Below are 24,419 nucleotides of genomic sequence, written 5' to 3' on the forward strand. Positions count from 1 at the left end.
TTAGTTATGTGTTAATACAGGAGGAAAAAAAATGGATTACAAAAACTCAGGTGTAGATATTGAAGCAGGATACAGATCAGTTGAACTTATGAAGAAACATGTTCAAGAGACAATGAGAAAAGAAGTTCTAACAGGATTAGGCGGATTTTCAGGAGCATTTTCATTAGAAGCAATTAAAAATATGGAAAAACCTACTTTAGTATCAGGAACAGATGGAGTTGGAACAAAAGTTAAGCTTGCATTTGTTTTAGATAAACATGACACAATTGGTATTGATTGTGTAGCAATGTGCGTAAATGATATTGCTTGTGCAGGTGGAGAACCATTATTTTTCCTAGATTATATTGCTTGCGGTAAGAATTATCCAGAGAAAATCGCATCAATTGTTAAAGGTGTTGCAGAAGGTTGTAAACAATCAAGCGCTGCTTTGATTGGTGGAGAAACAGCTGAACATCCAGGACTTATGGAAGAGGATGAATATGATTTAGCAGGTTTTGCAGTTGGTGTAGTTGATGAAAAAGACATTATCACAGGTGCGAATTTAAAAGCAGATGATGTTTTAATCGGTATGGCTTCTACAGGAGTTCATTCAAACGGATTTTCATTAGTAAGAAAAGTTTTCAATGTGGATAAAGCTACTTTAGAGACTTATCATGAAGAGTTAGGAACAACATTAGGTGAAGCACTTTTAGCTCCAACTAGAATTTATGTTAAAGCTTTAAAGAGTATCAAAGATGCAGGCGTAGTTGTAAAGGCATGTAGTCATATTACAGGTGGAGGATTCTATGAGAACGTACCTAGAATGTTACCAGAAGGAAAACGTGCGGTAATTGAAAAAGATAGTTACAAGATTCCACCAATTTTTGGAATGTTACAAAGGGAAGGTAACATTGAAGAACACATGATGTACAATACTTTCAACATGGGACTTGGAATGGTACTTGCAGTTGATCCAGCGGATGTTGACAAAACAATGGACGCAATTAAGGCAGCAGGTGATACACCATATGTTGTAGGTAAGATCGTTGATGGCGAAAAGGGAGTTGAATTATGTTAAAACTTGCGGTTTGCGTATCAGGCGGTGGTTCAAACCTACAGGCTATTATAGATGCAATTGATAGTAAGGCAATTACAAATGCTGAGATTTCTGTAGTAATCAGTAATAATGCTAACGCTTATGCATTAGAAAGAGCCAAGAAACATGAAATAGAATCTGTTTGTATATCACCTAAAAGTTACGACAGTAGAGAAGAATTTAACAGAGTTTTTATTGATAAAATAGATAGTTATGATGTGGATTTAGTAGTCTTAGCGGGATTTTTGGTAGTTGTACCGGAGGAAATGATTAAAAAATATACAAATCGTATAATTAATATTCATCCTTCGTTAATTCCATCATTTTGTGGAAAAGGATACTACGGACTTAAAGTTCACGAAGGCGTACTAAGTCGCGGTGTTAAAATAACTGGAGCAACAGTACATTTTGTTGATGAAGGAACAGATACTGGTCCTATCATTCTTCAAAAAGCAGTAGAAGTTTTAGAAGATGACACTCCAGAAGTTTTACAAAGAAGAGTTATGGAACAAGCTGAATGGAAAATTATGCCACAGGCAATTAATTTGATTGCTAACAATAAAGTGAGCGTAATTGACAAAAAGGTATACATAAAGTAAGTGCAAAGGTACATGGAATAAAATGTACAAAACGTATATGATAATTATGTAGCAATTATAAATTACGTTTACATTAGATGGAGGCATAAAGATGAAAGTTTTAGTAGTTGGAAGCGGCGGAAGAGAACATGCAATAGTAACAGCTCTTGCAAAGAGCAGTAGAGTGGATAAAATTTTTTGTGCACCAGGTAATGCTGGAATCGCAGCATTAGCAGAGTGTGTAGCAATTCAAGCAATGGATTTTAAAGGCCTTGTTGATTTTGCAAAAAAAGAATCAATTGATTTTACAATTATAGGAATGGATGATCCACTTGTTGCTGGTGTTGTAGATGAATTTGAAAAAGAAGGCTTAAAAGTATTTGGCCCTAGAAAAAATGCAGCAATTTTGGAAGGCTCAAAAGCTTTTTCAAAAGATTTAATGAAAAAATACAATATTCCTACAGCTGAGTATGCAAATTTTGATAATAAAGATGATGCTTTAAAATATTTAGAAACAGCTAAAATGCCTATAGTATTAAAGGCTAGTGGATTAGCTTTAGGAAAAGGTGTTTTAATCTGTAACACATTAGAAGAAGCACAGGAAGGTGTTAAAGTTCTAATGGAAGATAAGAAGTTCGGAGATGCAGGTAACACAATCGTAATCGAAGAATTTATGACAGGTAGAGAAGTATCAGTTTTATCATTTGTTGATGGAAAAACTATTAAAATTATGTCATCAGCTCAAGATCATAAAAGAGCAAAAGATGGCGACAAAGGTCTAAATACTGGAGGAATGGGTAATTTTTCACCAAGTCCATTCTATACAGATGAAGTTGATGAATTTTGTAAAAAGCATATTTATCAGGCAACTGTTGATGCAATGGCAAAAGAAGGCAGACCTTTCAAAGGTGTAATTTTCTTTGGACTAATGTTGACAGAAGATGGACCTAAAGTCTTAGAATATAATGCAAGATTCGGTGACCCAGAGGCACAGGTTGTACTTCCAAGAATGAAAAATGATATCATTGATGTTATGGAAGCATGTGTTGAAGGAAAACTTGATGAAATAGATTTACAGTTCGAAGACAATGCAGCAGTTTGTGTTGTATTAGCTTCTGATGGATATCCAGTAGCATATGAAAAAGGATTTGAAATTACTGGATTAGAGAAGTTCGATGGCAAGGATGACTATTATTGTTTCCATGCCGGAACAAAATTTGATGAATCTGGCAAAATTGTAACAAATGGAGGAAGAGTTCTAGGTGTTACAGCAACAGGAAGTGACTTAAAAGATGCCAGAGCAAAAGCATATCAAGCTACTGAGTGGGTTGATTTTGCTAATAAATATATGCGTCATGATATTGGTAAAGCAATTGATGAAGCATAAGTAAAATTTAGGTTTTTATTTGACTGTAACATTTTGCTGTTGCAGTCGATAGAAATAAAAAAATATTAGAATAGACATATTAATTTATGTCACAGGGAGAATAACGAAATGTTAGAAAAGATGTTTCATTTGAAAGAAAACAACACTACAGTTAGAAGAGAAGTAGTCGGTGGTATTACAACTTTCATGACTATGGCTTACATTCTAGCTCTCAATCCTACTATTTTATCAGCTGCTAAAGGAATGGATAAAAATGCAATCCTTATGGCAACAGCTTTAGCTGCTTTTGTAGGAACAATGGCAATGGCATTACTTGCTAATTACCCATTTGCTTTAGCTCCAGGTCTTGGATTAAATGCATACTTTGCTTATACAGTATGTGGAACTATGGGTTATAGCTATAAAGTGGCATTGTTAGCAGTATTTGCAGAAGGTATTATTTTTATTGTATTATCTCTTACAAATATTCGTGAAGCAATTTTTAATGCAATTCCAACAACTCTTAAAAAAGGTGTATCAGTTGGTATTGGTTTATTCGTAGCATTCATCGGATTACAGGGTGCTAAGATTGTTGTAGACGGAAGTACTCTTGTAACAATTGTTAACTTCAAAGAAAACTTTAGAACAGTTGGTATTTGTGCACTTCTTGCAATTATTGGTTTATTAGTAATTGTTGTATTAAACTACTATAGAGTTAGAGGATCTTTATTATTTGGAATTTTAATTACATGGATTCTTGGAATGCTTTGTGAAGTAACAGGAATTTATGCAGTAGGAGAAGGTACTCCATCTTTAATTCCAACATTAAGTTCATTTGATGTTACTTCAATTGGTAAAACATTTGGACAGTGTTTTGATTCTAAAGTAATTGGCACTATCAAACCAGGTGATTTTGTTGTAATTATTTTTGCGTTCTTATTTGTAGATATTTTTGATACATTAGGAACATTAGTAGGTGTAGCTACAAAAGCTAACTTACTTGACGAGAAAGGTAAATTACCAAGAATTAAACCTGCTTTATTAGCAGATGCTATTGCAACAACAGCAGGTGCTATTTTCGGTACATCTACAACAACTACTTTCGTAGAAAGTACAGCAGGTGTTGCTGAAGGTGCAAGAACAGGTTTAGCCTCAGTTGTAACAGGTTTATTATTCCTTGTTTCAATTGTATTATCACCAATTTTTATTGCAATCCCAAGTTTTGCAACTGCTCCAGCTTTAATCTACGTTGGATTTTTAATGATTTCATCAGTGGTAGATATTGATTTTAGTGACTTAACAGAAGCTATTCCAGCTTACTTAGCAATTATCGCAATGCCACTTACATATAGTATTTCAGAAGGTATCGCATTTGGTGTAATTTCTTACACAGTACTTAACGTATGTGCAGGTAAATTCAAAAAAGTTACACCACTTATGTATGTGTTATCAATATTATTCGTATTAAAATATATTTTCCTATAATCTGGATTAATAGAGAACAATACGAACCTAAAGTCTTACATAAAAAATCGTCGTTGGATGTAAATCCTTCGGCGATTTTTATTTTTCTTAATTTTCACATAAAATTCATGTTTTTTTAATTGATTTATTCTTCAGATGTTTTATAATGAAAAGTGTGTGATGTAATAGACAAAAGGAATAAGGCTATTCGAAGAAGGAAAGGAAAATTATGAAGAATAAAAAAACATGGGAAGAAGTCGAAAATCTTATGGTTAGAGAAATTAAAGATTTGAATGACAATACCCAATTTTTAAAAACGAAGGGATTTATTCAACATGGCGATGTGACAGTATATGAACATTGCATAATGGTTATGGTTAAAAGTTGTGAAATAGCATATAGATTAAAAGCAGACGTTGATTATTCAAAGTTGATTAAGGGCGCATTATTACATGATTATTTTTTATATGATTGGCATGATAATGATTCCAGTCATCGTTTACATGGATTCTCACATCCAAGGAAAGCGTATGAAAATGCAAGAAGGGACACTGTTCTTTCTGAATTAGAGGGAGATATTATTAGACATCATATGTTTCCGCTTACTATTATTCCACCACAAAGTAAAGAAGCGTGGATAGTATGTATGGCAGATAAAATATGTGCAACTAAAGAAACTTTACATATGGAAGATTTGATTGCAAGCAAGTTTATTAGTGTATAGTTTATTAAAAAAGAGGCACATTAAAATTGCTTGTATAGTAAGTTCATATTTGATAATAATCAGCAGTATATGATTTTGTAAGATGTTACGAGAATCGTGTGTTGCTGTTTTTTTATTATGTAAAAATTTTTTATATATGTTTTGTTAAAAAACTTTTGGTATGTTTATTTTAAGCTAGAAAGGAGAACATAAATGAAGAAATTATTAGTTTTTTTAAATAAAAATGATCAAGCATATATATTTTGTTTGATAGGATTAATTTGTATAGTTTTTGCGGAAAACGTTGCTTTATTTTCACCTTTTTTAATTGGTGTGATTATGACATTTTATGGTGGAATTAATCTTTTGATTGAGATAATTCTTAATGGTAAATCTTTTGAACTTCGAATTGGTGACAATTTAATTATGATCATTTTAGGAATAATATTATTAGTTGAGGTCGAAAATACATTGGCCATTATGGGGATTTTGTGGGCTTTTATTTCATTGAAAGAGATAGGTGAAGAAATAGATGAGATGTTGTCGGAAAGGTGTTTTTCTAAATTAAGAATTTTAGTGTGTGTGATTTCAACAATTTTTGCAATAATGCTTATGGTAGATCCATTCCATCATTTTATTTTTCATATAAGGGTTCTTGGAATTGAAATGATTTTAGATGTGTTTATGATTAAGCGACATCAGAGAAAATTAAAAGAAAAAAGGAAATTATAATAGGAAAGGAAGAGTAATGTTTAAAAAGAATAATTTTATAGCATCTAAAGATTTTTATTATAAAGTATTGAAAATTGCAATTCCAATAATGATTCAAAATGGTATAACAAATTTGGTAGGAATGTTAGATAATATTATGGTTGGCCAAGTTGGTACAAACCAGATGTCAGGTGTTGCGATTATTAATCAGATGATGTTTGTTTTTTATCTAATGATTTTCGGTGGACTTGCAGGTATTGGTATTTTTACAGCACAGTATGTTGGAAGAGGCGATGATGAAGGAATAAGAATAACAGTTCGAATGAAAATAGTAATGGCATTAGTACTATCAATTACAGGTCTTGTATTCTTTTATACAAAAGGAGTTGATGTAGCATCGTTATGGTTGACTAAAACAGCTGATAAAGCAAGCATGGTTGAGACATTGCATGCGGCAAAAATATATCTATTTACACTCTGTATAAGTCTTATACCATTTGCAATTGGGCAGGTTTATTCTGGTACTTTAAGAGAATGCGGAGAAACACTTACTCCAATGAAAGCCGGAATTGTAGCTATTTTTGTCAACTTAATCGGTAATTATTTACTAATCTATGGAAAATTTGGGTTGCCAGAGCTTGGAGTTGTTGGCGCGGCTACAGCAACGGTTATTTCACGATGCGTTGAAGTGATTTATGTTGTTTTGTGGGTTAGTAGAAATAAAGCAAAATATTGTTTTATCAAAGGATTATATTCGAAATTTCATATACCTCTTGATATTGCAAAAAGAATAATGTTAAAAGCATGGCCTCTTCTTTTAAATGAAACTTTATGGTCACTGGGAAATACAGTTTTGAGTCAGCAATATTCAAAATTAGGATTTAGTGTTGTTGCAGCCTTTAATATACACAGTACACTTGCAAATGTCTGTAATATTGGTTTTATTGCATTAGGAGATGCAATAGCAATTATTTTAGGACAGGAACTTGGAAGTGGTAAATTAGAAAAAGCAAGAGATGACGCTAATAAAATGATTATTTTTTCAGTAGAAGTAAGTATTCTTATGGGACTAATAATGTTTTCTTTATCGGGAATATTTCCGATGCTTTATAAAACAGAAGCGCAGATTAAAGAGGTGGCAAGTGCATTAATAAAAATTGGTGCTATTTTTATGCCTGTCTATGCATTTGAAAATGCCTCTTATTTTACAATCAGATCAGGTGGAAAAACATTTATTACATTTTTATTTGATGCAGGATTTGTGTGGGTATGTAGTTTACCATTAGCTTTTGTGATTACACATTTCACTAGCTTCGATATTATTACAACTTTTATAATAGTTCAGTTAGCAGATCTCATAAAATGCTTAGTGGCTTTTTTAATGGTAAAAAGTGGAATGTGGATTCATGATTTAACGCAGGAAGTATAAGTTATTATTAACTTGAATAAGAACAAAAAAGTTATTGCTTTATGTAAGATGTAAAAAAATATATAATTTAGCACAGCATCGATTACCTATGACAATTTAGGCTTTCGATGCTGTGTTTTAAAAAAAGGAAAACTTATATAATTATTAAAAAAGTGTAATCTTAAATGTTGTGTTTCAGTTATTTCACTGTATTATTTCAAATGATTATTTTATAAAAATGTTTTTATCAGAACAATTATCAAGAAAAATTATCTAGTGATAATTATCTCTAAACAATCATCCAAAACATTTATCCAAGAACAACTTCTACTTCTACTGTATCTTCTCCAAGAGTTGGATCGATAACGTTAGAAGGCATAACTGTTCCGTTTACCTTAAGTGACGCAACGCCTTTTTCAACGTGGTTAGGATTTGTAACGTGGATGTTATATGTTTTTCCACGGAATACTCTAACACAATTGTAGCCATCGCAGTCACTTGGAATACATGGATCAATGCGTAATCCGTCAAAATCAGGTTTAATACCTAGAATAAATTGACTGATTGTAGCAAATGTCCAAGCAGCTGTACCTGTAAGCCAGCTGTTCTTTCCTTCACCAAATGAAGGAGCATCTTTACCAGCTACCATCTGACAGAATGCATATGGTTCTGTTCTATGTACATCTTGAACGTCTTCTAAGAAAATTGGATTTGTTTTCTTATACAATTCGAAGGCTCTGTTACCGTGTCCAACTATTGTTTCAGAGCAGACAATCCATGGGTTATTGTGGCAGAAAATACCAGCATTTTCTTTATATCCTGGTGGATAAGAAGAAATTTCACCCAGTTCAAGATGATATGTTGTATATGCAGGTTGTTGAAGCATGATTCCGTATTTAGTATCAAGTCTTTCTTTAACACTATTTAATGCTTCAAGGGCCATACCATTATCAACACCAACTTCAGCCATTACGCACATACCTTGAGACTCGATGAAGATTTGACCTTCTTTATTAACGTGGCTTCCGATAGGATTTGAATTAGCATCAAATGCACGGATAAACCATTTTCCATCCCAACCATGGGTTGTAATTGCCTCAATCATAGTATCAACTTCTTTTTGACAAGCTTTAGCTTCGTCATCAAGGTTAAGTTTTTGACATAATGTAACATATTCTTTTCCGTATTTAACGAATAAGCCTGCAATAAATACACTTTCTGCTACAGGACCTGAGCTTGGACCAGTTGTCTGGAAGCTTTCACCAGGTGTATCTGAGAAGCAGTTAAGGTTTAGACAATCATTCCAATCAGCACGACCGATTAATGGAAGACCGTGTGGACCTTTGTGAGTAACTGTATAGTTAAAGCTGCGTCTTAAGTGCTCTAAAAGAGTAGCTTTTTTATTTGCATCACTGTCGAATGTACATTCTTCATCAAGAATAGAATAATCACCAGTTTCTTTGATGTACGCACATGTTCCGGCAATTAACCATAATGGATCATCATTAAATCCACTACCTACATTTAAGTTACCAGTTTTTGTAAGTGGCTGATATTGGTGATATGCACTACCATCTTCAAATTGAGTATTTGCAATATCAAGGATTCTTTCTCTAGCTCTTGATGGAATAAGATGAACAAATCCAAGTAGATCTTGAGAAGAATCTCTAAATCCCATTCCTCGTCCCATTCCACTTTCGAAGTAACTAGCACTTCTACTCATGTTAAATGTAACCATACACTGATATTGGTTCCAAATATTAACACTTCGATTTAACTGTTCGTTACCAGTTTCGATGTTAAATTTAGATAATAAATTAGTCCAATATGTTTTTAATTCATTTAAAGCTGTATCAACTTGCTCATCTGTAGAATATTTTGCGATTAACTCTTTTGCAGGAGCTTTATTGATAACATTTGGAGCTTCAAATTTCTCTTCTTTTTTATTTTTGCAATATCCTAACAAGAAAATAAATGAAGCGGATTCATTTGGCTGTAATGTTACTTTTATATGATGACTTCCGATTGGAGACCAACCATGAGCAACACTATTTTTTGAAACGCCAGCTTTTACAACGTCAGGATTAGCTGGGCTATTATAAAAACCTGTAAATGTCGCTCTGTCAGTATCAAAACCATCAATTTCATGGTTTACATGATAAATGGCATAATGATTTCTTCTTTCACGATATTCGGTTTTGTGGTAGATTGTGCTATCAATTACTTCAACTTCACCTGTAGAAAAGTTTCGTTGGAAATTAGTACAATCGTCTTCTGCATTCCATAAACAGAACTCTACATAACTGAATAAGTCTAGTGTTTTTACGTTTTCGCTAATATTCGTTAATTCTAATTTGTTTATTTCAACGTTGTCCTTAATAGGAACGAAAGCTGTCATTTTAGCACGAAGCTTATTTTTCTCACTTTCGAATGTAGAGTAACCAAGACCATGTCTACATTCGTAGGAATCTAGTGGTGTTTGAGTAGGTTGCCAACCTGGATTCCAAATAGTTTCGTTGTCCTTAATATAGTAGTAACGACCGTTTGAGTCATATGGACAGTTATTATATCTATATCTAGTAAGTCTTAGTAACTTAGCATCCTTATAGAAGTCATAACCACCTGCGGTATTAGAAATAATACCGAAAAAATCATTTGATCCTAAGTAATTGATCCATGGTAATGGAGTCTTAGGTGTTGTTATAACATATTCTTTATTTTTGTCATCGAAAAATCCGTATTTCATTATATACCTCCAATCAAAATAAGTAACATTTCCTTAAATCCTATAAATACTAACTACGAATACGTTTTCGTAAACTTTTCATTGTCATTATAGCAAGCAAATATAGAAAAATAAACACAAAAATGCAAAAAAATGTAAAATTGTGCATAAATTACAAAAAATAATTCTTTTTATTGTGAAATATAGAAGTTGACGCTAATAGATAACTAGGATAGAATTAAATTAACGAAAACGTATTCGCAAGATACGTTAGTGTTAGGAAGGATAAAAATGGTAACGATAAAAGATATTTCGAAAGCGTGTAACGTATCGACGACTACGGTTAGTAAAGCGTTGAATGGTTATAAAGATATAAGTGATAAAACAAGAGACTTAGTTCTTAAAACCGCTAGAGAAATGCATTATTTTCCAAATGCGGCAGCAAGACAATTAAAGACGAACATGTCACACAACATTGGAGTCTTGTTTGTTGATGAAACAAATAGTGGCCTGACTCATGAATATTTCTCCACTATATTAAATAGTGCAAAAGAAGAGGCTGAGAGATTAGGCTATGATATGACATTTATTAGTAAAAACATGGGAAGAAAAAACTTTTCTTATTTAGATCATGCAAGATATAGAAAAGTGGATGGAGTTTTGATTGCTAGTATCAATTATAAGGATCAAGAGGTTATTAATTTAGTAAACAGCGAAATCCCAACAATTAGCATTGATTATGCGTACGACAATCACAGCAGTGTAATGTCAGATAATATAGAGGGAACGTATGAACTTACTAAATTTTTAATAAATAAGGGTCATAAAAAGATAGCGTTTATCCATGGCGAGAAAACGTCAGTGACTGAGAAGAGATTGAATGGTTTTTTTAGAGCTTGTAAGGAAGGAGGAATACTTGAAAAAAAAGAATGGGTCGTTGAAGCAAAATACCATGATACGAAATCTAGTGAGGAAGCAACTGAAAAAATAATGAAGTTGCAAGAAAAACCAACAGCGATTATGTATCCAGACGATTTTGCTTATTTAGGAGGATTAAATGCTTTAGAAAAATTGAATCTTTCGGTTCCGGGCGATGTAAGCGTAGTTGGATATGATGGTGTCAAATTAACGCAAGTCCTTAGACCTAAACTTACAACTTATTACCAAAACGCAGAGACGATTGGTGTTAAGTCAATAAGAAAATTGGTAGAAATAATAGAACAACCTAAGTTTTGCGTGCCTGAACAAATAATGGTTGGAGGAAAAATCATTGAGGGTGGCACAGTCAAAGACTTAAGTAAATAAACATGAACGTTTTAAAACTAACTTATTAAATTTATAGGTAGATTAGGGGGAAAAATCTATGAAAAAAAGAATCACAAAATTAATGGCATTATTATTAACAACATCTATGTTAGTACCAATGACAGCTTGTTCAACAAGTAAGAAATCTGCAAGTGATGAGCATGTATTAAACATTTGGTGCTGGAATGATGAATTCCAAAGCAGATTTAATGACTATTATCCAGAAGTTAAGAAAGTTTCTAAAGATAAATCAAAAACTTACTTAAAAGATGGTACAGTTGTTAAATGGACAATAAATGAAAACAAAGATAATAACTATCAGAATAAATTAGATGAAGCTCTTCAAGAGCAAGATGAAAAAGATGATAACGATAAAATCGATATTTTTTTAATTGAAGCAGATTACGCATTAAAATATGTAAATTCTTCAAGCACACTTGATGTTGTTAAAGATATTGGTCTTACAAAGAAAGATTTAGGAGATCAATATAAATATACAAAAGATATCGTAACAAGCAAGGGTGTTCAAAAAGCAACATCTTGGCAAGCTACACCAGGTCTATTTGCATATAGAAGAACTATCGCTAAACAGGTTTTAGGAACAGATGATCCAAAACAGGTTCAAGAAGCATTAGGCGATTGGAATAAATTCAATGAAGTAGCTGGTAAAGCAAAAACAGCTGGATATCAGATGCTATCAGGTTATGATGATTCATTTAGAGTTTACTCTAACAATGTAAAACAGCCTTGGGTTAAAGGTGATACTGTAACAGTTGATGAAAATATCATGAATTGGGTAAAACAAACTAAAGAATTCACAGACAAAGGATACAATAATAAAACATCTCTTTGGTCTGATGCATGGTCTAAAGATCAAGGACCAGACGGAAAAGTATTTGGTTTCTTCTATTCAACATGGGGAATCAACTTTACATTGATGAAAAACTCTTTAGCTAATCCAGATGGAAAAGCTGAAGTAGGAAACGGTGCATACGGTGACTGGGCAGTTTGTGAAGGACCAGCTCCATATTACTGGGGTGGAACATGGCTTTGCGCTGCAAAAGGAACAGATGACAAAAAAGAAATCAAAAATATCATGTTAAAACTTACTTGTGATAAAGAGAACATGAAGAAAATGACAGAGAATCCTGACATTCAAGATTATACAAACACTCAATCAGGTATGGAAGAAATCGCTCAGGATCCTAAATTTAGTTCTTCATTCTTAGGTGGACAAAACCACGTTGCATTATTCAGTGAGTCAGCTAAGAAGATTGATATGTCTAACACAAGTAAATACGATCAAGGATGTAACGAAAAGATCCAGACAGCTATGAAAGACTATTTTGATGGAAAAGTTTCATTAGACAAAGCTAAAAAGAACTTCGAAACATCAATCAAAGAAGTTTATCCAAACATCAAAAAAGTTAAATGGCCAAAAGATTGATTTTGATTTTGATTTAAAATAAGGTAATAAAAGTATTATATAAATGAGAAAAGGGAAAATGGTGAGGAAAATGAAAGAAAATAAAACAAAAAAATACAAACGAGACAAACATGGTGTATGGGGTTACGTATTTATATTGCCTTTCTTTCTTGCTTTTGCCATATTTCAGTTGATTCCATTGGCATCAACAGTATACTATAGTTTTTTTGAGTACTATAAAGATGGTCTTGATATCGTTGGACCAAAGTTTGTGGGATTAAGAAATTACATTGAATTATTTGGAGCTGATTTACCAAAATATATGGGAAATACATTTGTTCTTTGGATAGTCGGCTTCATCCCACAGATTATCGTATCTTTGATACTAGCTGCATGGTTTACAGATGAGAGATTAAAGATTAAAGGTAAACAGTTTTTTAAGGTGGTAATTTATATGCCTAACCTTATTATGGCGAGTGCTTTTTCAATGTTGTTCTTCGCATTATTTTCAGACATTGGACCAATTAACTCGTTTTTACAGTCAATAGGCTTAATTAAGAGTCCAATTAGATTCTTATCGTCTGTAGTTGGAGCAAGAGGCCTAATAGCACTCATGAACTTTTTGATGTGGTTTGGAAATACAACTATTTTGCTTATGGCAGCAGTAATGGGCATTAGTCCATCATTATTTGAGGCAGCTCAATTAGATGGATGTAATCATAGACAGATATTCTTTAAAATTACATTACCAAGTATTAGACCAATACTTGTATATGTATTTATCACATCTATGATTGGTGGATTACAGATGTTCGATGTTCCACAGATTTTAACAGGTGGATCAGGTAGTCCAAATAGAACAACAACAACAATGATTATGTTCTTAAATAACCACCTTTACAGCAAGAATAACGGTATGGCAGGTGCAGTATCAGTAGTATTATTTGTAATTTGTGCGATCTTATGTTTAGCAGTTTACAAGACATCTGACCCAGCTGGAGAGAATAAATAAGGAAGGAGAAAGATTAATATGAATAGCAGAAAAGGATTAAAAGCAGGCGGACTTAGAAAATTAATTGCATATCTAGTATTAATTATATTAGCTTTCCTATGTTTGTTCTTCTTTTACATTTTAATTATTAACTCAACAAGAAACCATGCACAAATACAGAAAGGTTTTTCGGCAATACCAGGATCTTCGTTTATGAAGAACTTTAACAACGTATTAAATGATGCCAATGTACCAATTTTATCTGGTATAAAAAACTCATTTATAGTTTCAGCTGCATCAGCTGCATTGGCAGTATATTTCTCAGCACTAACAGCTTATGGTATTTATGCTTATGATTTTAAATTAAAGAAACCAGCATTTGTGTTTATCTTACTTATTTTAGTAATGCCTACACAGGTTTCTGCATTAGGATTTTTAAGATTAGTTAAAAAAATCCCATTTATGAGCGACAATTTATTGCCACTTATTATTCCATCAATAGCTGCTCCAGCGATTTTCTACTTCATGTATAGTTACATGCAGTCATCGCTTCCAATGGAGTTAGTAGAGGCGGCAAGAATAGATGGTTGTTCAGAATTTAAAACATTTAACCGTGTTGTAATGCCAATTATGAAACCAGCACTTGCAGTACAAGCAATATTTGCATTTGTTAGTTCATGGAATAATTACTTCATGCCAGCTTTAGTTATCAACAGAAAAGAATTAAAGACACTTCCAATTTTGATTGCTTCATTAAGAGGTGCCGATTTCTTGAAGTTTGATATGGGTAAAGTTTACACATTGATTATGATTGCAATTATTCCAATTATCATAGTTTACATTATCCTTTCTAAGTACATCGTTGCAGGTGTAACATTAGGTGGTGTAAAAGAGTAATTACTTAGTTTTAATTAATGGTGTAATAAGTAAATAAGGCGTCGCTCTTGCATAGTATATAGTGTAAGGGCGGCGTTTTTGAGTATGATATATAAAAATAGAGGCTTATAGTGAAAATGTATTTGAAATATGATAGAATGTTAAAAGGGTTATAACGAGTAATAGAAAGAGGTTTGTATGAAAATTAATAAGTTTGAATTTGAATTAGTTTTGAAGGGTATTATTTTAGATGTTATATTCTTTGCAAATGTTTTGGTTTTTTCAAAGAGTATTGTTGAAGAAGGATTACGAATGCTAGTTATGGCTGGCTCACTGTGGGGAATTCTGGTTATAAATATTTTACTTATAAGAAATAAATATCATGTTGTGAGAATATCATTGGTAACGATTGGATTGGCTGTTTTATTAGGAGTACAGATTTGTTCATTGTTTGTTGTTACAAAGGATAAAGTTTTTCAGGCAGGAAACAATTACAATACTTGTAAATATATCGAAGGTAAAATTAAAAAAACATATAAAAGTTTTGATGAAACAAGAAAGAACCTTCCAATTCCATATGGTGCTTATAAAGTTTATTCCATTAGGAATAAGGATGTGGAAATAGATTTTTATAAATTAGGAAATAAAATAACAGGTTATGAAATAATAAATGTTTCAAATAAGTATTACTATATTGGAAAAAGAGAATGTGTTTTTGGAGAAAGAAAAAAATATTCTGAGAAGAAAACAATTAGAGTAGATGCATTACAAGTTTTAAAACGTAATAAAATCTATAATGTAAAAGGAGATATAGCTTGGGGAGTTACTATGCAGGAAAGACAAAAGGATATAAGCATAGAATCAAGAAAAGCTTTCGTAAAGAAGGTTTCGGATTATAATGGAAAACAATATTATTTATGGTGTATGGATGACATAAGTCATGTCAATTTTTTGGTAAAAGTAGACGTGAAGATAGAAGATGTAAAGAGTTTAGAATAAAGCAGACAAAAATATAATAAGTGATTCCAAATCCATCACTACAAATCTTGAGAAAACAGATTGGAGCAGAAATGAAAAAAATAGTAATAGTAGAAGATGATGTATCATTAAGACAGGAATTGTCAATTTTACTTGAAACATCAGGTTATGAAACTTATAAAGTTGATAAATTTGACAATATTGTTGATGAAATCGTTAATCAAAATGCCAATTTAGTTCTGTTGGATATTAATCTCCCGGTTGTGAATGGTGAGATTGTTTTAAAGCAATTAAGAAAACAGTCTCAGGTTCCGGTGATTATGGTGACGAGTCGAACAAGTGAAATTGATGAAGTTTTATCATTAAGTTATGGAGCAGATGATTATATTACCAAACCATATAATCCAACTTTGCTTTTGCTTCATATTTCGGCAGTGCTTAAAAGAAATGATAATATCCCAAATAATAGCGAAATTAGTTATAAAGATTTTAAAATAGACTTAGCTAAAAGTACGCTTTTTAATGAAAATTGTGAAATTATATTTACTAAAAATGAAATGATTATCTTTATGTGTTTACTTGAAAATAAAGGAAAAATAGTATCAAGAGAAGATATTATGAATTGTTTGTGGGATAATGATGAATATATAAATGACAATGCCCTGACAGTTAATATTAGCAGATTAAGGGGTAAATTTGATAATTATGGATATTCAGATGTAATAGAAACCAGAAAAAAACAGGGGTACATTTTAAAATGACATTAATAAAATATTTAAAAAGTAAAGCAATAATAATAATAATTAAATTTCTCGCAATGATAAATTTTACAGTTTTTGGATATGCCTATGGACTCAATAAAGAGTTTATTCATACAATTGTATTGGTATTCATTTTGCAGGAAATCGTATCATTAAGTATATGCTATTCTAAGAAAAGAAAATTTTTTAAAAAAACAGAAGATATGTTGAATTCATTAGATGAAAAATATTTAGTTACAGAATTACTAGAAGAAACAGACTATTATGAAGGAAAAATATTTTCAGAATGGATTTATGATATTGACAAATCTATGTGTGATCATGTCAGTTATTATGAAAGAGTAGTCAAAGAATACAAAGAATTTATAGAAATGTGGGTTCATGAAGTGAAAATCCCTTTAGCGAGTGCAGTAATAATGTGTAAAAATGGTCTAAATAGTGATAATACTATAGACGAGATGACAAACTATAAAAAGATAAGTAAGCAATTAAAAAAAATTGATACATATCTTGAACAGGTTTTGTATTATACTCGTTCAGAGCACAAAGAAAGTGATTATATCTTTGGGCGTTGTAAATTGAGAGAAATAATAAAAGATGTTGCTTTAAATAATAAAGATGATTTGCTAGAAAAAGATATATCGTTATCTGTTGATGTAAATGATTTAGAGGTATTAACAGATAAAAAATGGTTGATTTTTATAATTAACCAAATTATTAATAATAGTATTAAATACTCAGATGAGCTTAAGAATGATTCGTATATTAAAATCACTGCAATAGATGGAAAAGATTTAATCAGATTGGAAATAGAAGATAATGGGATTGGAATAGATAAAAAAGACTTATCTAATGTTTTTAAAAAATGTTTTACAGGAGAAAATGGGAGAGTCTTTAATAAGTCCACAGGAATTGGGCTTTATATCGTTAAAAAACTTATCACATCGTTAGGACATAAAATTGAGATTGAGTCAGTGAAACACGAGTATACAAAAGTAATATTATATTTTGGTAAGAATCAATATATGAATATTACAAATTTGTAATGTTAAGTAATATTAAAATTGCGACAAAAACTTTGAAATAGCTTATTATATGCATGTAAGATGAAAAAACAAAGAAGTGTATAAAAAAGAACATAAAATATTTTTACCAATTGATTAATTGGAGAAAGGACCAAAATGGGAACAATTTTAAAAATCGATCACATAAAAAAATATTACGGAAACAAATCATGTTTAACAAAAGCTATTTCAGATATTTCGCTTGAAGTTCAAAAAAAAGAGTTTGTAGCTATCATGGGATCATCAGGAAGTGGAAAAACTACTTTATTGAATCTTGTTTCAACAATTGATAAAGTTACTGCAGGTAGTATTGTTGTAAATGGTACAGAGATTACAAAATTAAAAGGAAATAAATTAAACAAATTCAGGCGCGATGAATTAGGATTTGTATTTCAGGATTTTAATTTGTTAGATACGCTTACAGCCTATGAAAATATCGCACTTGCACTTTCTATTCAAAAAGTCAAGCCAGATATTATAAAAGAAAGAATTGCTGAGATATCCGGAATCCTTGGAATAACAGAAATTCTTCCAAAGTATCCTTATCAATTATCAGGTGGTCAAAAACAAAGAGTTGCAGCAGCAAGAGCAATTATAAATAAACCATCATTGATTTTAGCAGATGAACCAACAGGTGCACTTGATTCAAAATCTGCAGCAATGTTACTTAGTCAGTTTAGAGAATTAAATGAAAAAAATGATGCAACTATTTTAATGGTTACTCATGACGCCTTTAGTGCAAGTTATGCAAATAGAGTTATTTTTATTAAAGATGGCGAAGTTTTCCATGAGATTAATCGTGGTAATGATAAACGTAATGTTTTCTTTAACAAAATAATAGATGTTATTGCATTATTAGGAGGAGATGTAAGTGATGTTATTTAAACTTTCATACAAAAACATAAAGTCCGGAATCAAAGATTATGTTGTTTATTTTATGACTTTAGCACTTGGTGTTTCAATGTTTTATTTATTCAATTCATTAGACTCGCAAAGTGCAATAATGAAGATGAACGCAAGTAGTTTTAATTTGATAGAAACTCTTATGAGCGTAATAAATATATTGAGTTATTTTATTTCAGTTATTTTTGGATGCTTAATAATTTATGCAAGTAGATTTTTAATAAGAAGAAGAAAAAATGAATTTGGAATCTATCTTACTTTAGGTATGAGCAAAAAACAGGTTTCATTTATCTTAGTAGGAGAGAATCTATTAATTGGATTGTTTTCACTTGTTGTTGGATTGTTAGTAGGAATATTCGGTTCATATTTTGTTAGTGGATTAGTTGCAGGTTTATTTGAAGCAGATATGACAAAATTTGAATTTGTTCTTTCGAAACATGCAATTATAAAAACAATGATTTGCTTTGGAATTATTTTCTTGGTAGATATTGTTTTTCATGTTTTCCAAATCGGTAGATACAAATTAATTGATATGTTATATGAAAATCGCAAATCAGAAAGCATAAAAATAAAAAGAATATGGCCAAGTATTATAGTTTTTATGTTATCAATTATAGTATTAGGCATTGCATATCATATAGCATTAGTTGATTGTTTCTCAGATTCATTTACATCAAATATTGAAATTAAACTTCTTGTTGCGATTATTTTAGGTTGTGTCGGTACATTGATGTTTTTCTGGTCGGTAGCAGGTTTTGCATTAAGAATTTTAATACATAAATCTAATATTTATTATAGGAACCTTAACAGTTTTTCCTATAGACAGTTAAGCTATCAAATTAATACAAATGTAGTAGCAATGTCAATTATTTGTATTTTACTATTTGTAACTTTGTGTATTACAGCGACAGGTTTTTCTTTAAAACAAGATTTATCAAATAAAGCAAGAAAGATTATGCCTTTTGACATAGAAATTTCAAATTCAACATTGCGTGAAGGTCAACAAAATGTTGATGATCTTTTAAATGATGAAGTCAATAAAAATGATAAAGAATATAAAGATATTATTAAAAAAGATAGTAAAAAACGACAAAAAAAATACGCATTTCAGAGACTTGGCATAAAAGAAAAAATTAACAAGCTTGATAGCAAATATTTTGATAATGTTAAAGAGTATGCAATAGTCAGACCAATAAGCTGGGTAGATAACAGAGGCCCATTGGAGATAAATACAAAGAGTTTATCTAGTGATCCAAATTATAAACTTGCTGAAAGAAATGATAATAGATATTCATTTTCTTTGTTTAAAAATATTTACAAGCAAAGTGAATATAACAAACTTGCAAAAATAACAGAGTCACGACAGGTTTCTGTAAAAAATGATGAGTATGTTGTACTTTTTTACTCAGGTAAAGAGAATTATCAGAAGGCAGTACTTGATGAAGTTGAGTTAAATAAAATACCAATTTGTGGAATTGAAGTGACACCTAAATACAAGCATATTCAATATGGAAGAGTAACTACAGAAAATAGTTTAGCGGATTCTTCAGGAGCAATTATTGTATCAGATGAAATGTATGCCAAACTTTATAAGGCAATAGCTAAAAGAAACGAGGACTTCATAAATAATGCCATTAATGAAATAAACAGTAAAAAAACAGACGAAGAAAAACAGAATTATCTTGAGAGATTAGGTAATTCGGGCAAATATTATATTGTAGAAAATAATGGTAGTCCTTCTTATGAAGTTTTAGTAGGCAATTATAAAGCAAACTCTACTGATGTAAAAAGAAAGATAGATCGTGCTTTTACTGACAAATTTCAAGATAAGTTGGAAATGATGACAGGTTTTAGAATTGTAAACTTAAGAACCACGATGCTTGATGAATCAGTTAGTATTGGTGTAATTGTAGTATTTGTTGGCTTTTATATAGGTGGAGGTTGCTTAATAGTATCTGTTGCACTTTTAGCTTTAAAAGAATTAGCAAATAACACAGACAGTATTGGAAGATATGATGTCCTTAGACGAATTGGAGCTGATGAAAAAATGATTAATGCGTCACTATTTAAGCAAGGATTCATTTTCTTTATGATGCCACTCGTCATTGCATTGATTCATTGTATTTTTGGTATTGAATTTTCAAATAAAATTTTTGTTGCATCAAATTCTAATCTTAATATGTGTACAGTTTTAGTTGTTTTTGCTTGGATTATTGTGATTTATGTTACATATTTTATCGTGACATACTTAAATAGTAAAAGAATTATAAAAAGAAAGTAGAAATAATAAAAAAACAACGAAATAGAAACAAAAACAAAGAATATATACAAAGAACAAAAATAGAATATAGTTGAAAATGCACTTTTTTTGTATGTTAACGGTTACATTAATTTAAATAATACTGTTAAAATAACTACAAAGAAAAGGAAAAGTTATAAGGTTTTCGTCAAGATAACTAAAAATTGCGAAAACAGAGGGGAACGGAGGAAAACTATATGAAGAAAAGAAAAGTTATTTCAGTTATTTTAACAGGTGCAATGCTAGCTTCTTTAGCAGCTTGTGGTTCAGGGGAAGCTTCAGGTTCAGACAAAAAGAATGGCAAAAAAGTATCAAAAGTTGATGTTACTAAGGAAGATAAAAATACTTTATCAGTATATGCCTGGGACAAAAACTTTAATATTCCAGCGTTAAAAGCTGCAGAAAAAGCATACCAAAAAAAGAATCCGAAGTTTAAATTAAATATTATTGAGCAGTCACAATCATCAGATGTAGAAACTGCAATTACAACAGCAGGCTCAGCAGGTGATTTTACAACATTACCAGATATTGTTTTATTCCAGGATCATTATTTTCAAAAATATGTAACAGATTATCCTAAAGCATGGGTAAATCTTGATAAATCTGATGTTCAATGGGCAGATTTTGGAGAAGAAAAATTATCATATTCAACTATTAAAGGAAAACATTATGGAGTACCAGTTGATAATGGAACAGTAGTATGTGCTTACAGAACAGATTTATTAAAAGAGTGCGGATATACAATTGATGATTTAACAGGAGTAACCTGGGACAAATTCATTGAGATTGGTGAAAAAGTACATAAGAAAACTGGTAAATATTTACTTTCAATGGATGGTGCAGGTAATGACTTACCATACATGATGTTACAGGCAGAAGGTGTTTCTCAATTTAAAAATGGCAAAGTTAATTTAACTAAAAATGATACAGTTAAAAAGATAATTGACAAAATCGTAGAGATGAAACAAAAAGATGTTTTATATCTTGCTAATGATTGGTCTGATTATACAGATCAAACAATTATTGGAGATATGGTATGTGGCGTTATGAACGGAAACTGGATTATTCCAACTATTAAACAGGTTAAGAAAAACGAAGGTAAGTGGGCTATTACATCAATGCCTACACTAAGTGGTGAAGAAGGATATGCCTCAAATGGTGGTTCTTCTTTATATATTACAAGTAACTGTAGAAAACAGGATTTAGCTAAGGATTTCTTGGCTTACACATTTGGCGGTGGAGAAGGAAAACAAATGACATACGATAAAGCCCTTGAAGATGGTGGAGTTATCACAACATGTATCTCAGCTGGTAAATCAGAAGTTTACAACAAAGGTGTTAAATACTTTGGAGATCAGCCAATTTATTCAAAGATTGTAGAAATGAGTGCAAAAGTTAAAGTTGTAGAACAAAGTGATTTCCACTACGTATGTAGAGAACAAGTAGCAGCAGCAATTCAGAATATCATTAATGGCACATCAACAGATGATGCATTAAAAGATGCTGAAAAACAAGTTAAGTTTGCTATGGATAAATAGTTAAAAGAGTTCAATTCAGGGGAATTGTTAAAATGATTACTAGATTAACAATTCCCTTTTTTAAAAGGGGGCATAAGCTTTGGGTAGTAAAACGCTAAGTGCAAGCTATACAGGTACAAAAAATATGAAAAACAGTAAGAACCATATTAAAATGAGAAAAAAAAGAACGGTTACATCTAAACAACACACTGCTGGATGGGCATTTTTAACACCTGCAACGTTGTTTATAACTATAATGAGTTTTTATCCAATGTTTCAGGCATTAATAACATCATTTAAAACAGGATCAAGTGCCGATATGGTTTGGTCTAAACCGCTTTTTAGAAATTATACTAGAATGTTTTCAGATGATTTGTTTTTAAGATCAGTTGGAAATACATTTTTATATTTAATAATAGAAGTTCCAATAATGTTAATTTTTGCTATTTTGTTAGCACAGATATTAAATAACAGAGATATCAAATTTAGAGGTATTTTTCGTACATGCGTGTTTTTACCATGCGCAACATCATTAGTATCATATGCATTGATTTTTAAATCATTATTTGCAACACAAGGTTTAATTAATAGTATTTTAGTTAAAATTGGAATATTACATAGTAATTATAATTTTTTAGGAACACCATCTAGTGCAAAAGTTGTAATAATACTTGCATTAATTTGGAGATGGACAGGATATAATATGGTATTTTACTTAGCAGGTTTGCAAAACATAGAGTATTCAGTATATGAAGCTGCAAAAATCGATGGTGCAAATGGCTGGAAAACTTTTTGGCATATAACAGTTCCACTACTAAAACCTACAATCATCATGACATTTATTATGTCAATTAATGGTACACTTCAATTATTTGATGAATCCGTAAACTTGACAAAAGGTGGACCAGCAAATACAACAATTACTATGTCACACTATATATATAACAATTCGTTTGGACAGGGAGTTGCGAACTTTGGATATGCTTCAGCAATGTCATTTTTCGTATTTGTATTAGTAGCTGTACTTGCTGCAATTAATTTGAAAGTAGGTGATACTCGTGACTAAAAAAAGAATTTCAGCTATACAAATGAGACTTATCCCTAGTTACATATTTTTAATTATAGTATCATTTATTTCGGTTTTTCCATTGTATTGGATGATTACAGCAGCTACAAATGATACAGTAGATGTGGCTAGAGGAAAAATAGTATTCGGCATGAAGGCTGCCGAAAATATGAGAAAATTATTAGAAGGTCAGGACCTTTGGGGAGCACTTGGTAATTCGTTCTTTTATGCGATTGTACAGACAGTTCTTTGCTTATTGATTTGTTCATTAGCAGGGTATGGATTTGAATTATATCATGACGCAGGAAAAGATAAACTATTTGCAATCTTATTACTTGCAATGATGGTTCCACAGGTTGCAACAATGATTCCATTATTTAAAATGATGTCTTCAATGAAATTATTAAATTCTGTTTGGGCATTCATTTTACCAAGTATTTCAACACCATTTATGATAATGATGTTTAGACAAAATTCAAGAAACTTTCCAACCTCTATCATGGAAGCTGCTAGAATAGATGGATTGAGTGAGTTTAAAATCTTTTACAAAATGTATATGCCAATTATGAAATCGACATATGCAGCAGCAGCGGTTATTACTTTTATGAATGCATGGAACGCTTACATGTGGCCAAAAGTAGTAATGTTAGATAATAGTGCACAAACAATGCCAATGCTAATTGCCAATCTATCAGCAGGATATACAATTGACTATGGAGTACTTATGATGGGTGTTTTATTCTGTTCAATTCCAACAATTGTTGTATTCTTTGTATTACAGAAACAGTTTGCAGAAGGTATTACAGGTGCCGTAAAATAATTCAATGTGGTAAAGATTCCTTTTTTACATAATCATTCTTCTTTATTTATTATTATAAAAGCCATGCCATGCACTGTGATTTGCAAGGTGTGGCTTTTTAAGTTATAATAAATTGTTAATATTGCTAAAGGACATATGTACAGTTTTATGATATAATGGTACAGTGTTGGAAATAATATATTTAAATATATTATGATATCTTAAGATTTCTTAAGGTTTATTTATGTTAATTTTAAGAAAAGTATGATATTCTATATATTATTTTTGATACAATAGAGTTACATATAGCCTAGAATGAAAAACTAAACCTGTACTTTGACAACTGAAAATGGCTAAAAAAGTCTAGTTTACTTTTGCAACGACTTCTTCTAGCAGAGATGATA

The 24,419-nt window shown here is 31.2% G+C and carries 20 protein-coding genes; 19 read left to right on the plus strand and 1 reads right to left on the minus strand.

Features of this window, described 5'->3' with window-relative positions:
• The first annotated feature begins 31 nt into the window (after window positions 1-31).
• The 7 genes from purM (at window position 32) to BLV79_RS10490 (ending at window position 7,326) form a co-directional block, all read left to right on the plus strand.
• Complete coding sequence (gene purM, locus BLV79_RS10460; protein WP_074718757.1) at window positions 32-1,057, plus strand: phosphoribosylformylglycinamidine cyclo-ligase; 1,026 nt, start codon at window positions 32-34, stop codon at window positions 1,055-1,057.
• Complete coding sequence (gene purN / locus BLV79_RS10465) at window positions 1,051-1,674, plus strand: phosphoribosylglycinamide formyltransferase (protein WP_074718759.1); 624 nt, start codon at window positions 1,051-1,053, stop codon at window positions 1,672-1,674. The genes purM and purN overlap by 7 nt, the downstream gene beginning before the upstream one ends.
• 91 nt (window positions 1,675-1,765) lie before the next feature.
• Complete coding sequence (purD, locus tag BLV79_RS10470; RefSeq protein WP_074718761.1) at window positions 1,766-3,040, plus strand: phosphoribosylamine--glycine ligase; 1,275 nt, start codon at window positions 1,766-1,768, stop codon at window positions 3,038-3,040.
• A gap of 108 nt (window positions 3,041-3,148) precedes the next feature.
• Window positions 3,149-4,504 (plus strand): NCS2 family permease, encoded by a 1,356-nt coding sequence (locus BLV79_RS10475; protein WP_074718763.1) that lies wholly within the window; start codon window positions 3,149-3,151, stop codon window positions 4,502-4,504.
• A 208-nt stretch (window positions 4,505-4,712) separates the two neighbouring features.
• Entirely contained in the window at window positions 4,713-5,207 is a 495-nt protein-coding gene (locus BLV79_RS10480; protein WP_074718765.1) for an HD domain-containing protein, read from the plus strand.
• A gap of 192 nt (window positions 5,208-5,399) precedes the next feature.
• Window positions 5,400-5,918, plus strand: coding sequence for a hypothetical protein (locus tag BLV79_RS10485; RefSeq protein WP_074718767.1), 519 nt, complete (start codon window positions 5,400-5,402; stop codon window positions 5,916-5,918).
• A gap of 16 nt (window positions 5,919-5,934) precedes the next feature.
• The gene (locus BLV79_RS10490) at window positions 5,935-7,326 is read left to right on the plus strand and encodes an MATE family efflux transporter (protein WP_074718769.1); all 1,392 of its coding nucleotides are present in this window, start codon (window positions 5,935-5,937) and stop codon (window positions 7,324-7,326) included.
• A 289-nt stretch (window positions 7,327-7,615) separates the two neighbouring features.
• On the opposite strand, the gene BLV79_RS10495 is transcribed toward BLV79_RS10490, so the two are convergent.
• Window positions 7,616-10,051, minus strand: a complete 2,436-nt coding sequence (locus BLV79_RS10495; RefSeq protein WP_074718771.1) for a glycoside hydrolase family 94 protein — start codon at window positions 10,049-10,051, stop codon at window positions 7,616-7,618.
• A 270-nt stretch (window positions 10,052-10,321) separates the two neighbouring features.
• Between BLV79_RS10495 and BLV79_RS10500 the strand changes: the two genes are divergently transcribed.
• The 12 genes from BLV79_RS10500 (at window position 10,322) to BLV79_RS10555 (ending at window position 24,036) form a co-directional block, all read left to right on the plus strand.
• Window positions 10,322-11,335, plus strand: coding sequence for a LacI family DNA-binding transcriptional regulator (locus BLV79_RS10500; protein ID WP_074718773.1), 1,014 nt, complete (start codon window positions 10,322-10,324; stop codon window positions 11,333-11,335).
• 58 nt (window positions 11,336-11,393) lie between these two features.
• Window positions 11,394-12,782: a type 2 periplasmic-binding domain-containing protein gene (locus BLV79_RS10505; protein WP_074718775.1), complete on the plus strand. Its 1,389-nt coding sequence runs from the start codon at window positions 11,394-11,396 to the stop codon at window positions 12,780-12,782.
• A gap of 70 nt (window positions 12,783-12,852) precedes the next feature.
• Entirely contained in the window at window positions 12,853-13,773 is a 921-nt protein-coding gene (locus BLV79_RS10510; protein WP_074718795.1) for a carbohydrate ABC transporter permease, read from the plus strand.
• 18 nt (window positions 13,774-13,791) lie between these two features.
• A complete protein-coding gene (locus BLV79_RS10515; protein ID WP_074718777.1) occupies window positions 13,792-14,649 on the plus strand; it encodes a carbohydrate ABC transporter permease in 858 nt (285 codons plus the stop codon).
• Window positions 14,650-14,826: 177 nt separating this feature from the next.
• Window positions 14,827-15,627 carry a hypothetical protein gene (locus BLV79_RS10520; RefSeq protein ID WP_074718779.1) on the plus strand — a complete coding sequence of 267 codons (801 nt, stop codon included), beginning with the start codon at window positions 14,827-14,829 and terminating at the stop codon, window positions 15,625-15,627.
• Window positions 15,628-15,698: 71 nt separating this feature from the next.
• Window positions 15,699-16,367: a response regulator transcription factor gene (locus BLV79_RS10525; RefSeq protein ID WP_074718781.1), complete on the plus strand. Its 669-nt coding sequence runs from the start codon at window positions 15,699-15,701 to the stop codon at window positions 16,365-16,367.
• A complete protein-coding gene (locus BLV79_RS10530) occupies window positions 16,364-17,413 on the plus strand; it encodes a sensor histidine kinase (RefSeq protein WP_074718783.1) in 1,050 nt (349 codons plus the stop codon). Before BLV79_RS10525 ends, BLV79_RS10530 begins: the two co-directional genes overlap by 4 nt.
• A 135-nt stretch (window positions 17,414-17,548) precedes the next feature.
• A complete protein-coding gene (locus BLV79_RS10535; RefSeq protein WP_074718785.1) occupies window positions 17,549-18,316 on the plus strand; it encodes an ABC transporter ATP-binding protein in 768 nt (255 codons plus the stop codon).
• Window positions 18,306-20,615 carry an ABC transporter permease gene (locus BLV79_RS10540; RefSeq protein WP_074718787.1) on the plus strand — a complete coding sequence of 770 codons (2,310 nt, stop codon included), beginning with the start codon at window positions 18,306-18,308 and terminating at the stop codon, window positions 20,613-20,615. Before BLV79_RS10535 ends, BLV79_RS10540 begins: the two co-directional genes overlap by 11 nt.
• Window positions 20,616-20,830: 215 nt before the next feature.
• The gene (locus tag BLV79_RS10545) at window positions 20,831-22,171 is read left to right on the plus strand and encodes an ABC transporter substrate-binding protein (RefSeq protein ID WP_074718789.1); all 1,341 of its coding nucleotides are present in this window, start codon (window positions 20,831-20,833) and stop codon (window positions 22,169-22,171) included.
• Window positions 22,172-22,295: 124 nt separating this feature from the next.
• On the plus strand, window positions 22,296-23,216 hold the full coding sequence (locus BLV79_RS10550) for a carbohydrate ABC transporter permease (protein WP_074718797.1): 921 nt from the start codon (window positions 22,296-22,298) through the stop codon (window positions 23,214-23,216).
• A gap of 22 nt (window positions 23,217-23,238) precedes the next feature.
• Complete coding sequence (locus BLV79_RS10555) at window positions 23,239-24,036, plus strand: carbohydrate ABC transporter permease (protein ID WP_074718799.1); 798 nt, start codon at window positions 23,239-23,241, stop codon at window positions 24,034-24,036.
• The last annotated feature ends 383 nt before the right edge of the window (window positions 24,037-24,419 follow it).

Origin of the sequence: Lachnobacterium bovis DSM 14045 (assembly GCF_900107245.1) — a bacterium.
Classification (GTDB): Bacteria; Bacillota; Clostridia; order Lachnospirales; family Lachnospiraceae; genus Roseburia; species Roseburia bovis.

Excerpts from the sequence above, each read along its gene's own strand:
- purM (WP_074718757.1), top strand. The coding sequence starts at position 32 with ATGGATTACAAAAACTCAGGTGTAGATATTGAAGCAGGATACAGATCA.
- purN (WP_074718759.1), top strand. The coding sequence starts at position 1,051 with ATGTTAAAACTTGCGGTTTGCGTATCAGGCGGTGGTTCAAACCTACAG.
- purD (WP_074718761.1), top strand. The coding sequence starts at position 1,766 with ATGAAAGTTTTAGTAGTTGGAAGCGGCGGAAGAGAACATGCAATAGTA.
- BLV79_RS10475 (WP_074718763.1), top strand. The coding sequence starts at position 3,149 with ATGTTAGAAAAGATGTTTCATTTGAAAGAAAACAACACTACAGTTAGA.
- BLV79_RS10480 (WP_074718765.1), top strand. The coding sequence starts at position 4,713 with ATGAAGAATAAAAAAACATGGGAAGAAGTCGAAAATCTTATGGTTAGA.
- BLV79_RS10485 (WP_074718767.1), top strand. The coding sequence starts at position 5,400 with ATGAAGAAATTATTAGTTTTTTTAAATAAAAATGATCAAGCATATATA.
- BLV79_RS10490 (WP_074718769.1), top strand. The coding sequence starts at position 5,935 with ATGTTTAAAAAGAATAATTTTATAGCATCTAAAGATTTTTATTATAAA.
- BLV79_RS10495 (WP_074718771.1), bottom strand. The coding sequence starts at position 10,051 with ATGAAATACGGATTTTTCGATGACAAAAATAAAGAATATGTTATAACA.
- BLV79_RS10500 (WP_074718773.1), top strand. The coding sequence starts at position 10,322 with ATGGTAACGATAAAAGATATTTCGAAAGCGTGTAACGTATCGACGACT.
- BLV79_RS10505 (WP_074718775.1), top strand. The coding sequence starts at position 11,394 with ATGAAAAAAAGAATCACAAAATTAATGGCATTATTATTAACAACATCT.
- BLV79_RS10510 (WP_074718795.1), top strand. The coding sequence starts at position 12,853 with ATGAAAGAAAATAAAACAAAAAAATACAAACGAGACAAACATGGTGTA.
- BLV79_RS10515 (WP_074718777.1), top strand. The coding sequence starts at position 13,792 with ATGAATAGCAGAAAAGGATTAAAAGCAGGCGGACTTAGAAAATTAATT.
- BLV79_RS10520 (WP_074718779.1), top strand. The coding sequence starts at position 14,827 with ATGAAAATTAATAAGTTTGAATTTGAATTAGTTTTGAAGGGTATTATT.
- BLV79_RS10525 (WP_074718781.1), top strand. The coding sequence starts at position 15,699 with ATGAAAAAAATAGTAATAGTAGAAGATGATGTATCATTAAGACAGGAA.
- BLV79_RS10530 (WP_074718783.1), top strand. The coding sequence starts at position 16,364 with ATGACATTAATAAAATATTTAAAAAGTAAAGCAATAATAATAATAATT.
- BLV79_RS10535 (WP_074718785.1), top strand. The coding sequence starts at position 17,549 with ATGGGAACAATTTTAAAAATCGATCACATAAAAAAATATTACGGAAAC.
- BLV79_RS10540 (WP_074718787.1), top strand. The coding sequence starts at position 18,306 with ATGTTATTTAAACTTTCATACAAAAACATAAAGTCCGGAATCAAAGAT.
- BLV79_RS10545 (WP_074718789.1), top strand. The coding sequence starts at position 20,831 with ATGAAGAAAAGAAAAGTTATTTCAGTTATTTTAACAGGTGCAATGCTA.
- BLV79_RS10550 (WP_074718797.1), top strand. The coding sequence starts at position 22,296 with ATGAAAAACAGTAAGAACCATATTAAAATGAGAAAAAAAAGAACGGTT.
- BLV79_RS10555 (WP_074718799.1), top strand. The coding sequence starts at position 23,239 with ATGAGACTTATCCCTAGTTACATATTTTTAATTATAGTATCATTTATT.